Here is a 12,659-nt window from a genome sequence, read left to right as displayed (position 1 = left end):
AAGGGTCCCGGACCCATGAGTGACGGTATGAAGTCGGGTCATCTGACCCAGCAGGACGTGGCGCGCCTTCTGGCCGACCCGTCGCCCAACAGCCGAACCGATCTGGCCGCCAAGCTGGCCCAGCAGTTCGACAGCCCCGAGCTGTCGCAGGCCGAGCACAAGCTGGCGGAGGACATCATCCGCCTGATGGTCAACGACACGGTCCTGCGCGTCCGCCAGACCCTGGCCGAGAACCTGAAATCCAGCCCGTCGCTGCCGCGCGACGTGGCGTTGAGCCTTGCCCGCGACGTGGAGGCGGTGGCGATCCCGCTCCTCAGCGTGTCCACCGTGCTGACCCCGGCCGATCTGGTCGAGATCGTGCGATCGGGGGCCGAGGCAAAGAGCACCGCCATCGCCCAGCGCCCGACCGTGCCGGCGGTGGTTGCCGATGCGCTGATCGAAAGCGGGTCCGAACGCGCCGTCGCCGCCCTGGTCGCCAACGAGGGGGCGGAACTGGGCGAGCAGAGCCTTGGCCGCGTCATCGACCGCTTCGGTGCCAGCGAAGCGGTGCAGGATCCGCTGGTCCACCGCTCCAGGCTGCCGATCACCATCGCCGAACGGCTGGTCGCCGTGGTGTCGGAACGGCTGCGCCAGCATCTCGTCGCGCATCATGAGTTGCCGGCCAAGGTCGCGTCGGAGCTGATCCTGCAAAGCCGCGAACGGGCGACCGTGGCGCTGTTCACCGGCGAGAGCGACGAGGGCGCCCTGGACCGGCTGGTGGGCCAGCTCACCCGCACCGGCCGCCTGACGCCTTCGCTGCTGGTCCGTTCGCTGTGCACCGGCGACATCGCCTTCTTCGAGATGGCCATGTCGCGCATGGCCAACGTGCCGCTGACCAACGCCCGCCTGCTGATCCACGATGCCGGCCGGCTGGGGCTGAAGTCGCTGTACGACAAGGCGAAGCTGCCGCCGGCCCTGCTGCCGGCCTGCCGCATCGCCATCGACGTGCTGAAGGAGACGCCCTATGACGGCGAACCCGGCGACCGCGAGCGCCACCGCCGCCGCGTGATCGAGCGCATCCTGACCCAGTACGAGGATCTGGCGCCCGAGGATCTGGAATTCCTGCTGGCCAAGCTGGGCGACATCATGCAGCCGGAAAACGCCGCGGCGTGACCGACCGGATTCTCTTCACCGACCCGGGCATCGTCGGATCGGCGGAGACCGTCCGCCGGCTGGAACACCGCGTGGCCGAGCTGGAGGCCGCTTTGCGGCAGAGCGAGGCGCGGGCGGGCGAGGCGCGTTTCCGTTCCCTGGTGCAGACCGCGGCCAGCATCATCCTGGTCCTGGGTGAGGACGGCCGGGTGCAGGAGGCCAACCGGGAGGCCGAACGCGCCTTCGGTCTCAGCGGCGGCACCATCGGCCGCCATTGGACCGAGGTGATGGGGGAGCGCCCGACCGGCGCTTTCGCCGCCCAGATCGCCATCGCCGTCCAGGGCACGGAGATCCGCAACTTCGAACAGGTGCTGCGCGAGCAGGACTGCATGAGCGAGCGGGTGTTCCTGTGGAACCTGAACCGCCTGCCGGAGGCGGACGGCGTGGCGCCGGGCATCCTGTGCGTCGGCCAGGACATCACCCGGCGCAAGCGGGCGGAACTGGCGCTGCGGCAGGCCCGCGACGAGCTGGAGATGCGCGTCACCGAGCGTACCCGCGCGCTGATGCAGGAAATCCAGGAACGCCGCCGTGCGGAAAAGGCCCTGATCCAGGCCAAGGAGCAGGCCGAACTGGCGAACCGGGCCAAGAGCGAGTTCCTGGCCAACATGAGCCACGAGCTGCGCACGCCGCTGAACGCCATCATCGGCTTTTCCTCGATGATGGAAAGCGAGATCGTCGGGCCGCTCGGCCACCCCAAATACCTCGACTATGCCAAGGTGATCGGCAAGTCGGGGCAGCATCTGCTGGCCGTCATCAGCGACATCCTGGACGTCGCCAAGATCGAGGCGGGGAAGCTGGAGATGCACCCGCAGCCGATGGACGTCCGCGATGCGGTGGAAAGCTCGCTTCTGCTGATCGCCGAACGGGCGGAGGAAAGCGGCCTGACCCTGACCCAGGACATCGCCCCCGATACCCCCCATCTGCTGGGCGATCCGGTGCGGGTAAAGCAAATCCTGCTGAACCTGCTATCCAACGCCGTCAAGTTCACCCCTTCCGGCGGCCGCATCGCGTTGCGCGTCCGCCCGGACGGTGGCCGTATCCTGATCGAAATCGCCGACACCGGCATCGGCATGAGCGCCGAAGGCATCGCCGTGGCGCTGCAGCCCTTCGGACAGGTCGACAGCCAGCTGTCCCGCCGCTCCGGCGGGACAGGGCTGGGGCTGCCGCTGGTCCGCTCCTTCGTCGATTTGCTGAACGGCACTCTCGACATCCGCAGCCGCGAAGGGGAGGGCACGACGGTCAGCGTGCGCCTGCCGGTGGCGCCGCCGTTCGATGGTGAATAGGATCGGAAGAAAGGCTCAAGCCCCGGCCGTACCGGTGGCGGTGGTCCTTGGCGGCATCTCCGGGATTGATCCGCGGGACTGGAATGCGTGCGCCGCCGGTCATGGGCCGTTCTTGAGCCATGCCTATCTGCTTGCGGCGGAGGAAAGCGGGCTGGCGGGGCCGGCGAATGGGTGGACCCCGATGCATTTGACCGCCCGCGATCCGGCGGGACGGATCGTCGGCGCAGCGCCCCTTTACCTACGGGACCGGTCCACTGACGAGCATTGGCCTGACCAGCCCTGGGTGGACGGCTATCAGGCGGCCGGCGGACGTTATTTCCCCAAGCTGGTTATGGCGGTTCCCTATGCGCCGGTGAGCGGTCCCCGGTTGCTGCTGCGGGCGGGTGCGGCGCCAGCTGTCGCCGACGCCCTGATCGGTGCGATGCGGTCGCTTGCCCAGGCTTATGAATTTTCTTCCATCCATGTCGATTTTCCCGACGAGACCGACCGTGCGCGTTTCGAGGCGGCGGGCTGGCTGACCCGGCATGCCGTAGACTATGAATGGCGGAACGACGGATACCGGGATTTCGGCGATTTCACAGCGTCCCTGTCGAAGCGCCGGCGTGATGCCCTGCTGTGGGAGCGCCGGAAGGTGCTGGCCAGCGGGGTTCGTTTCCGCGACGTGCCGGGGAGCAGGGTGGGCGAGACCGATGTCGCGCTTTTCCTCGGACTGCTCGACGATCTTCACGCCCGCCGGGCGACGCCCCAGCCCTTGACCGCCGGCTTCGTCCTTCGGCTCTGTGCCGCGTTGGGAGACGCGGTGACGCTGACCTTCGCCGAAGCAGGCGGAGTCGCGGTCGGCACCCTGCTGGCTGTCGAGGGCAACGGCCGGCTTTATGTCCGCAATTGGGGAGCACGGGAAGAGGCGAAGCTGGTCCATTTCGAGACCTGTTACCACCGGACCATCGAGCGGGCGATCGCTCGCGGCCTGGATGGGGTGGATGGCGGCCGTGGCGGGCCGCACAAGCTGGCGCGCGGCTTCCGGCCGAAGCTGGTCCATGCCTGTCATTGGTTCCGGCACACCAACATGCATCGCGCGGTGGCAGAGGGGCTGGGCCTGTACAATGCACGGGTCCTCGCCATCCTGGCGCGGGAACAGGCCCGTTCACCCTTTCGGCAGCCGGCGGACGGGGGCGGGGGCGATACCCGCTTGCACGGCGCGACAGGCGACGCCACTTTGCCTGCTTGATTAGACGACAGTCGGAGTGGGTTATGGCGGTCAGCCGGGATGATCTGAAGACGCGCATCGGGCAGGCGCTGGGCGAGGCGAAGGCCGATCTGGTCATCAAGAACACGCGCTTCCTCAATGTCGTCACCGGCGAGATCGCCGAGGGCGACATCGCCGTCTGCGGCGAGGTCATCGTCGGCACCTACGAATCCTATGACGGGGTGGAGGAGATCGACGGGCGCGGGCTGACCGTGGTTCCGGGATTCATCGACACGCATGTCCATTGCGAATCCACCTGCGTCACCCCGCAGGAGTTCGACCGCTGCGTCCTGCCGCGCGGCACCACCACCGCCATCTGCGACCCGCACGAGATCTGCAACGTGCTGGGCGAGCGGGGGCTCCGCTATTTCCTCGACAGTGCCGGCGGGACGACGCTCGACCTGTTCGTGCAGCTGTCCTCCTGCGTGCCGGCGACGGAGCTGGAGACCTCGGGCGCGCGGCTGGAGGCGCCGGACCTGATCCGCCACATGGACCATCCCCGCGTGCTGGGGCTGGCGGAGTTCATGAACTTCCCCGGCGTCTTCCACAAGGTGGACGGGGTGCTGGACAAGCTGGCCGCCTTCGACGGGCGCCACATCGACGGCCACGCCCCGCTGGTGACGGGGAAGGAACTGAACGCCTATCTCTCCTGCGGCATCCGCAACTGCCATGAGACGACCAGCGCGGCCGAGGCGATGGAGAAGCTGCGCAAGGGCATGCAGGTGCTGATCCGCGACGGGTCGGTGTCGAAGGACGTCCATGCCCTGGCTGAAGTCATCAATCCCGAGACCTCGCCCTTCCTGGGATTCTGCACCGACGACCGCAACCCGCTGGACATCGCGGAGGAGGGGCACATGGATCACCTGATCCGCAGCGCCATCCGCCTGGGCGCCCCGGTCGCCCATGTCTACCGCGCCGCCACCTGGTCGGCCGCCCGCGGCTTCCGCCTCTATGACCGCGGGCTGGTGGCGCCGGGTCATCGCGCCGATCTGGTCCTGCTCGACGATCTGGAGGACTGCGCGGTCAACCGGGTCATCCGCAACGGCAAGGTCGTCGGCCCGCACAGCTTCGACGGCCGGCCGGCGGTGACGCCGGTGGGGCTGGAGTCGGTGAAGCTGGACCCGGTGGCGGAAGAGGATTTCGCCGTGCCGGCCGGCGGGTCGGTCCAGTCGGTGATCGGGCTGGAGCCGGGCAGGATCCTGACCGAACACCGGCGGATCGAGGTGCCGGTGGTGGCCGGTCGGATGGTGGCCGATCCGTCGCGCGACCTGCTGAAGATCTGCGTCTTCGCCCGCCATGGCAGCAACCGCAACATCGGCCGCGGCTTCGTCCAGGGCTTCGGTTTCGCGGAGGGCGCGCTGGCGTCGTCGGTCGGGCATGACAGCCACAACATCTGCGTGGTGGGGGCCGGCGACTCCGACATGCGGATCGCCGTCAATCGCCTGATCGAGCTGCAGGGCGGCTTCGTCGCGGTGCGCAATGGTCGGGTGGTGGGCGAACTGGCCCTGCCGCTGGCCGGCCTGATGAGCCTGGAGCCGTTCGAGACGGTGGAGGCCAAGCTGCGCAGCCTGCGCGCCGCCGTCCGCGCCATGGGCTGCCCGTTGGCCGAGCCCTTCCTGCAGCTGGCCTTCCTGCCGCTGCCGGTCATCCCGCACCTGAAGATCACCGACCGTGGCATGGTCGATGTCGACCGGTTCGAGCTGATTGCCGCCTGAACAGGCGGATTGCCTGGGGAAGAGGCAGAGGCACAGGGAATGTGTGGGACCGGATCGCTCAAAAACCAGGAACCGGGATGCCGGACAGATCCCCTCTCCCCTTGCGGGAGAGGGTTAGGGTGAGGGGTCGCAAATGTCAGGATTTCCATCGGCCTTTGGGCCGCCGCACCCCTCACCCCAACCCCTCTCCCGCAAGGGGAGAGGGGCTTTTAAAGCGGGCGGGCTTTGACTAAAAATCGACGGGAGCGGCGCCGGACCCTCTGGCACAGGCTTTGCCACGACGTCACATTATCCGTTGTTCGTCATCGAGCGAGCCCGAGCAGCCATGACCCATCTGGCCCCGGTGATCCATCAGTCGCATGACCTGCTGCCGGTCCGGCCGCCGGAGACCGTGTCGATGCGGACACGGGACGGCGCGCGGCTGGATGCGGACCTCTACCGGCCCGATGCCGCCGGCACATGGCCGGTGCTGCTGCTGCGCGTCGCCTGCGGGCGGCGCACCGCGCTGACCAGCCATTACGCCCATCCGCGCTGGTACGCGGCGCGCGGCTATGTGGTGGTGGTGCAGGACGTGCGCGGCTGCGGCACCTCGGACGGCCGTTTCCGCCCCTTCGAGGCGGAGCGGGAGGACGGGGCCGACGCCGTGGCCTGGGCGGCCTCGCTGCCGGGGTCTTCCGGCGTGGTGGCGATGTATGGCTGCGGCTATGCCGGGATGGCGCAGTGGTTGGCATTGGCGGAGCGGCCGGCGGCCCTGCGCGCGGTGGCTCCCGCCTTCGCCGGCTGGGACGTCTTCTCCGACTGGGCCTATGAGGGCGGAGCCTTCCGGCTGGCCGACGCCATGGGCTGGGCTCTGCGGGCCGCGGCCGAGGCCGCGCGGCGGGTGGAGGACGGCACCGGCCACCGCATCCTGTCCGATTCGGCGCGCAGCCTGCCCATCGACGACGAGATCCCGTCGCGGCCGCAGGCTCTGCGCGACTATGCGCGCTATTCCCATTACGACGACTGGCTGACCAACCCGGTGCCCGGTCAGGCCTGGGCCGCGCTGTCGCCCAAGGCGATGCTGACGGACATGCCGGCCGACGTCGCCGTGCTGCAACTTGGCGGCTGGTACGACCCGCGGCTGGCCGGCACGCTGGATGCCCACGACCGGCTTGCGGCGCGCGTCAGGGCGCCGGTGCGGCTGGTGGTCGGCCCCTGGAGCGCCGACGGACCCGCCGCGGCGCCGGGGGAGGCGCCCACGCTCGACACGCTGCAGCTCGCCTGGTTCGACCGGGTGCTGAAAGGGCAGGGCTCCGACCGCGGCGGCCCGGTGCGCCTGCATGACGTGGAGACCGGGCGTTGGCACGACCTGCCCACCCTGCCTGCGGCGGAGGCGGTTCTGCATCTGGCCAGCGAGGGTCTCGCCAACCGGCAGGGTGGCCGGCTGGGGCCGGAGATGCCCGATTTCGAGGCACTCGACGTGGTGGTGCACGATCCGCGCACGCCGGTGCCGACGGTCGGCGGCCATGCGGTGCCGGCCGCCGCCGGCCGCTTCGACCGCGCCGCCGTCGACCGCCGGCCGGATGTGGCGACCTACACCAGCCTGCCGCTGGACGAGCCGCTGTTGCTGGCCGGTCGGGTCGCGCTGGATCTGTGGGTGGAGGCCGACGCCCCGTCCTTCGACGTCAGCGCCGTGCTGTCGGTGGTGCGCCCCGACGGGCAGGTGCTGCCGCTGACCCAGGGCCATGCGCGGGTGGAGCCGGGCGATCCGACCCGGCCGCTGACCATCGCCATGCGGGCGGCCTGCGCGACGCTGGCGCCGGGATCGGCGCTGCGCCTCAGCCTCGCCGGCTCCTGCTTCCCCGCCTATCCGGTCAATCCCGGCACCGGGGCGGAGCCGGGCGAGACCCGCCGGGTCGATGCGCTGCCGATCACGCTGCTGATCCATAGCGGACCCGACCGGCCGTCGCGCCTGCGCCTGCCGACCTGAAAAGCGTCAGGGAAGATCGCCGGGCTCGTCCTGGTCGGCCTTGCCCGCCGCTTCCAGGCAGAAATCCAGGCTCTGGGACAGGAAGCGCATCATCAGGTCGCGGAAGGGCGTCTTGTCGCCGACCGACCAGGCCCGTTCGACGAGGTCGAGATAGAGGCCGCGGTCCTCCGCCAGGACCACCACCGGCGGGTAGCCGGCGCGGTTCAGGATCAGGTTGCACAGCAGCAGCGCCGTCGCCCGGTTGCCGGCGTGGAAGGGGCGGATGGCGCTCAGCTTGTGATGCGCTTCGAAAGCGGTGTCGGGACCGGCGTCCGACTTGCGCATCCAGGTCGACAGTGCCGACATCGACACGCGCAGCTTGGCCGGATCGGGCGCCGTTTCCGCCGGATCGTCCTTCGGCGGGCCGTTGCGGTACTTTCCGGCCTCGTCCTCGATCCCGCGATACAGCACGCTGTGGAAGGCGGAGACCGTGCGTTCGGTCACGGCACCCGCCGGATCGAAGGACAGCCGCGCCATCAACTCCAGCGCCGCGCGATGGTTCAGCACGAAGCGCTGCTCCTCCACCGCGCGGTGGCGCAGGATGCTGCCGCGCTCCAGGATCGCCTTGACGTCGGCGGGCTTGACCGGCACCTCCTCCAGCCCGGCGGCGGCGACGGTGAGGTCCAGCTCGAAGCGGTCGGCGATGCCGTGCACGACCTCCTGCGGCAGGGGGCGCGCCGCGTCCAGCGCCCGTTTCTTCTCCGCGATCTCGTCGAGCAGGGCCATCGGTCACTCTGGGGCTGGTGGCGGGGAAGGGGCGGTCAGGAGGATGTGGTCAGTAGGGCGTCTGGCGCATCATGCCGCGCCCCCTGCGGGGATTTGCCGCTTGGACGGGCACGGTTGCCGGTTTTAGGATCCCTGTCAAGATGTCCACAATCCAGCCATGGCCGGCCGCAATCGCCTGAATATGGGCGGAAGGCGCTTGATTTCGCGGGATGCGAGGGGGGAGGTCGCTGCGATGACCTATGTCGCCTGGGACGAATCCATGAGCGTCGGCGTGCCCGTGCTCGACGAAGAGCATCGGCGGCTCCTCGACCTGTTCAACGGCCTGCTGGAAAGCGGCATCACCCCCGCCAACCGGGAGGAGCTGTCCAGCCTGCTCGCCAGTCTCCAGGACTATGTCGCCGTCCATTTCGCGCGGGAGGAGGCGATGATGGAGCGTTGCGGCTATCCCGAGATGGACGGCCACCTCGCCGCCCACCGCTATTTCGCCGACGAGGTGGAGAAGCTGGCCCGCGACTTCGACGGCGACAACCCGACCATGCTGCGCGTCGACCTGATCCTTCTGCTGAAGGACTGGTTCGTGGAGCACATCCAGCAGACGGACAGCCTCTACAAGCCCTATGTGGGGGAGAAGGTGTAGGCGAAAGCTCCCTCTCCCGCGTTGGAGAAATAACGGGAACTCAGCCTCATCCCCGCGAAGGCGCTATGGCATGCACACATTTCGCATCTGCGAATGAACGGCTGCCCTCGATAGCGAATAGCCCTTCTCCCCTTGCGGGAGAAGGGTTGGGATGAGGGGTGCGATCGGCTGGAAGCCGGTGGAAATCAGATTTGCACCCCTCACCCCAACCCCTCTCCTGCGAGGGGAGAGGGGCTTTCTTCCACGTCAAGCTGCACGCCGTTATGACGGCCGAGAAAATTCTCCGTTTTTAGGGCATTCAACCCGCTACTTCGCCGCGGCCTTCCGGTCGGCCAGCCCCTCGTCCAGCTTGGCCTGGATGGCGGACTTGTCGGTGTCCTCGTCGGCGTTGCGCAGCGCGCGCGTCCATTGGAACCGGGCCTCGTTGCGGCGGCCGGCGCGCCAATAGGCGTCGCCGAGATGGTCGTTGATCGTGGGGTCGCCGGGCTTCAGCTCCACGGCACGTTCCAGCTTGGTGACCGCGCCCTCGAAATCGCCCAGCTTGTAGAGAGCCCAGCCCAGGCTGTCGACGATGTAGCCGTCGCGCGGGCGCAACTCCACCGCGCGCTCCACCATCGCCCTGGCCTTGTCCAGATGCTCTCCCCGGTCGATCCAGCTGTAGCCGAGGAAGTTCAGCAGCGACGCCTCGTCGGGCCGCAGCTTCAGCGCGGTCTGCAGGTCGGCTTCCGCCAGCGGCCACTGCTTCGTCTTCTCGTAGCTCATGGCGCGGGCGTAGAGCAGCGGCCAATGCCGTTCCTGCGGCGCGCCGATCCGATCCAGCGCGGTGGTGTAGGCGGAGATAGCCTCGTCGTAGCGCTTGGCGTAGCGGTAGATGTCGCCCAGCCGGGTCACCGCATCGGTCCGCTCCGGCCGTTCGGCGGATAGGGCCTTGAGCACCGCGACGGCGTCGTCGTTGCGCTCCATGCGGGCGAGGCTGTCGGCTTCGCGCATGCGGGCGGTCCAGCCCAGCAGAGGATCCTTCGCCAGCCGCCGGTAGGCGGTCAGTGCCTCCTCATGATGGCCGCGGGAGGCCGCGATGTCGCCGATCAGCAGATGGGCCAGCGCCAGATCGTCGCGCAGATGCAGCGCGATGCGGCCGAACAGCAGTGCCGGCTCGTCGGCATTCTCGTGATGCAGCGCGCTGCCCAGGTCGAACAGGGCCTCGGCAAGGCCGGAACGGGCGTCGGGCACCGGGCGGGCGTCGGACGGTGCCTTCGCCATCGCGTCCAGCGCCGGTTCCACCAGCAGACCGTCGGGGTTGTTGGCCTGGAAGGTCTCGTAGAGCTTGCGCGCCTCGTCCTTCTTGCCGGTGCGCATCATGAAGTTGCCGACGATCTGCACCACCCGCAGCGGCGCCTCGGTGTCCGTCACCTTGACGTAGCGGGCGGCGGCATCCTCGCTGCGCCCGGCGAGGTCGAGGATCAGGGCGGCGTGCAGGTTGTAGAGCGCGCCGAAGCCCTGGACGGCGGCCAGCGGCTCCAGCGCGGCCAGCGCCTCGTCGGTCTTGCCGCGGGATGTCGCCAGCCAGGCGCGGGTCAGCGGGGTGATGAAGCGGCCCAGCCCATCGGCCGGCAGGCGCGCGGCATAGCCATCGGCCTCGTCCAGCCTGCCCTTGGCGAGCGCATCGGCGGCCAGCAGGGTCAGCGCCATCTGCGGCTCGCCCTGCTCGCCCAGCAGGCGGCCGGCATAGCCGATGGCGTCGTCGACCCGCCCCTCGCCCAACCGCAGCAGGAAGGTGCGGCGCAGCAGGGCCTGATCGTCCGGGTCGGCGGCCAGGGCCTGGGCGGTGAAGCGCGCCGCCGCCGTCCAGTCGTCCTGGTGCTGGGCGTAGCGGCCGGCCAGATAGCTGCCGGTGGCGGAGCCGGCGGTCTCGCCGGGCGGGCTGGCGGCGAAGGCCGGGGCCAGCGTGGCGCCTGCAAATACGCCACCGGCCAGCAGGGCGGCCAGGGAGATCGGCAGCAACCGGCGTCGGAAACTCGTCATGCTCTCGTCACCTCGTTTTCCGAGTCGGTATCCCATCACTTCCGGCAGGGCGCGGGCAAGTGACTTTCGTGTCCTCTCTCCTTCTCCCCCCTGGGGAGAAGGTCGGGATGAGGGGGTTCGGCGTAGCCGAAAAATCCCAAGATGCGGTCCCCCCCTCACCCTAACCCTCTCCCCGGGGGGGAGAGGGGACTGGGGCCCAATCCCGCCGCACCTGCTCGATCCGTCCGGCGCGCAGGATGTCGGTGGCGTGGGCGTCCATATGGGCGCGCAACGGCTCCGGCATGCCCGGCGACAGCGTGGCGCCCTCCACCGACCAGCGGGCCATCCAGGACAGGGTGCGCAGCCAGGTGAGACGCCGCAGCGGCTTCAGCCAGGGCCGCACCTCGTCGGCGAGATCGCCGGGAACCGCCATCGCCCAGTCCTCGACGAAGGCATCGACGTCGGCCGGCGCCAGCTCCGCATTCACCGCCGGATCCCATTTGGTGGAGGTGTAGAGGCTGGCATGGGCAAGGTCGCTGGCGGGGTGGCCGTATTGCAGCTTCTCCAGGTCGGTGAACCAGGCCTTGCCGCAGCCGTCGATCAGGAAATTGCCGGGATGCACGTCCACCCCGACCGCGGTCAGCGGCATCGGCGTCTCCGGCGGCGGGGCGAGGTCGCCGGCTCTGGCGGCGGCAAGCTCCGCCGCGATCAGGGCGCGGGCGTCGGCGTCCAGCGCGGCGCGGTCGAACCACTCCGCCTGCCGCTCCACCTGGGCCAGCAGCGCGGCGACCGGATCGGGCGGTGCGGGCAGCGGCTCATAGAAGTCCGGCGGGGCCATGCGGTGGATCGCCGCCAGCGCGCGGGCGATGGCCGGCATGTCGCCGGGCAGGACGGGGGTGCGGCCCTCCACCTCGCCGACCACCAGCGCGCCCAGCGGCAGCCCCTCGCCCGGCGAAAGCAGGCCGGCGAAGCGCGGGGTATGGCCCGACGGCTCTGCCCGCCGGAAGGCGGCGACCTGCCGGTCCAGCGCGGTCCAGGCATCGAGGCCCAGCTGGCTCCAGCGCGGGATGCGGGCGACCAGCCTGCGGCCGCGCAGCCGCACATGGTCGTGGGCGACGCCCTTCAGCGGCATCGGCTCCAGCGCGTCGGGGGAGAGGTCGGCAAGGCGCGGCAGCTGGATCAGGGCGGCGTGCAGTGCCTCCATCGAGAAGCCGGCCAATCCGCTCGTGCCAGTTCCGCCCGTGCCGGTTCCATTCATGCCAACTCCGCTCACGCCATATGCTCGCGCAGGCGGGGCATCAGTTCCACCAGGTTGCAGGGGCGGTGGCGGTTGTCGAGCTGCCAGACCAGGATGTCGTCCCAGGCGTCGCGGCAGGCGCTGGGCGAACCCGGCAGGGCGAAGATGTAGGTGCCGTTGGCGACGCCGCCGGTCGCCCGGCTCTGGATGGTGGAGGTGCCGACCTTGGCATAGCTGAGGTAACGGAACAGCTCGCCGAAGCCGGGGATCGCCTTTTCATAGAGCGCCTCGACCGCCTCCGGCGTCACGTCGCGGCCGGTGACCCCGGTGCCGCCGGTGGTCAGGACCACGTCGATCTGCGGATCGGCGATATGGGCCTGGACCTGGGCGCGGATCGCCGCGATGTCGTCGCGAACGATGGTCCGGGCGGCGAGCCTGTGGCCGGCCCCGGCGATCCGCTCCGCCAGCGCGTCGCCGGACCGGTCGTCGGCTGCGCTGCGGGTGTCGGACACCGTGATCACCGCGATGTTCACGGGAAGGAAGGGGCGGCTCTCGTCGATCTTCGGCATGGCGGCAGGCATGTCCTCGTGTCGGGCCGGAGCCCGGCAAGGGCGC

At 69.7% G+C, this 12,659-nt stretch carries 10 protein-coding genes; 6 read left to right on the top strand and 4 right to left on the bottom strand.

Going from position 1 to position 12,659, the window contains the following annotated elements:
* Positions 1 to 15 precede the first annotated feature (15 nt).
* From AZOLI_RS28270 to AZOLI_RS28250, 5 genes are all read left to right on the top strand, one after another.
* Positions 16 to 1,152, top strand: a complete 1,137-nt coding sequence (locus AZOLI_RS28270; protein ID WP_162488492.1) for a DUF2336 domain-containing protein — start codon at positions 16 to 18, stop codon at positions 1,150 to 1,152.
* A complete protein-coding gene (locus tag AZOLI_RS28265) occupies positions 1,149 to 2,474 on the top strand; it encodes a PAS domain-containing sensor histidine kinase (RefSeq protein WP_014250077.1) in 1,326 nt (441 codons plus the stop codon). Before AZOLI_RS28270 ends, AZOLI_RS28265 begins: the two co-directional genes overlap by 4 nt.
* A complete protein-coding gene (locus tag AZOLI_RS28260; RefSeq protein ID WP_014250076.1) occupies positions 2,464 to 3,702 on the top strand; it encodes a GNAT family N-acetyltransferase in 1,239 nt (412 codons plus the stop codon). The genes AZOLI_RS28265 and AZOLI_RS28260 overlap by 11 nt, the downstream gene beginning before the upstream one ends.
* 23 nt (positions 3,703 to 3,725) lie before the next feature.
* Positions 3,726 to 5,435, top strand: a complete 1,710-nt coding sequence (ade, locus tag AZOLI_RS28255) for an adenine deaminase (protein WP_014250075.1) — start codon at positions 3,726 to 3,728, stop codon at positions 5,433 to 5,435.
* A gap of 325 nt (positions 5,436 to 5,760) precedes the next feature.
* Positions 5,761 to 7,404, top strand: coding sequence for a CocE/NonD family hydrolase (locus AZOLI_RS28250; RefSeq protein WP_014250074.1), 1,644 nt, complete (start codon positions 5,761 to 5,763; stop codon positions 7,402 to 7,404).
* Positions 7,405 to 7,410: 6 nt separating this feature from the next.
* Here the strand turns inward: AZOLI_RS28250 and AZOLI_RS28245 are convergent, their stop codons facing one another.
* Positions 7,411 to 8,169, bottom strand: coding sequence for a Fic family protein (locus tag AZOLI_RS28245; RefSeq protein WP_014250073.1), 759 nt, complete (start codon positions 8,167 to 8,169; stop codon positions 7,411 to 7,413).
* A 232-nt stretch (positions 8,170 to 8,401) separates the two neighbouring features.
* On the opposite strand from AZOLI_RS28245, the gene AZOLI_RS28240 reads away from it, so the two are divergent.
* Entirely contained in the window at positions 8,402 to 8,806 is a 405-nt protein-coding gene (locus AZOLI_RS28240; RefSeq protein WP_014250072.1) for a bacteriohemerythrin, read from the top strand.
* Positions 8,807 to 9,112: 306 nt separating this feature from the next.
* Here the strand turns inward: AZOLI_RS28240 and AZOLI_RS28235 are convergent, their stop codons facing one another.
* The 3 genes from AZOLI_RS28235 to moaB form a co-directional block, all read right to left on the bottom strand.
* The gene (locus tag AZOLI_RS28235) at positions 9,113 to 10,828 is read right to left on the bottom strand and encodes a tetratricopeptide repeat protein (protein ID WP_014250071.1); all 1,716 of its coding nucleotides are present in this window, start codon (positions 10,826 to 10,828) and stop codon (positions 9,113 to 9,115) included.
* A 160-nt stretch (positions 10,829 to 10,988) separates the two neighbouring features.
* Complete coding sequence (locus tag AZOLI_RS28230) at positions 10,989 to 12,065, bottom strand: phosphotransferase (protein ID WP_244442682.1); 1,077 nt, start codon at positions 12,063 to 12,065, stop codon at positions 10,989 to 10,991.
* An 11-nt stretch (positions 12,066 to 12,076) separates the two neighbouring features.
* Positions 12,077 to 12,613 carry a molybdenum cofactor biosynthesis protein B gene (gene moaB / locus AZOLI_RS28225; RefSeq protein ID WP_044553526.1) on the bottom strand — a complete coding sequence of 179 codons (537 nt, stop codon included), beginning with the start codon at positions 12,611 to 12,613 and terminating at the stop codon, positions 12,077 to 12,079.
* Between the last annotated feature and the right edge of the window lie 46 nt (positions 12,614 to 12,659).

Origin of the sequence: Azospirillum lipoferum 4B (assembly GCF_000283655.1) — a bacterium.
Classification (GTDB): Bacteria; Pseudomonadota; Alphaproteobacteria; order Azospirillales; family Azospirillaceae; genus Azospirillum; species Azospirillum lipoferum_C.
This window is presented reverse-complemented; position numbering and strand designations above follow the sequence as displayed.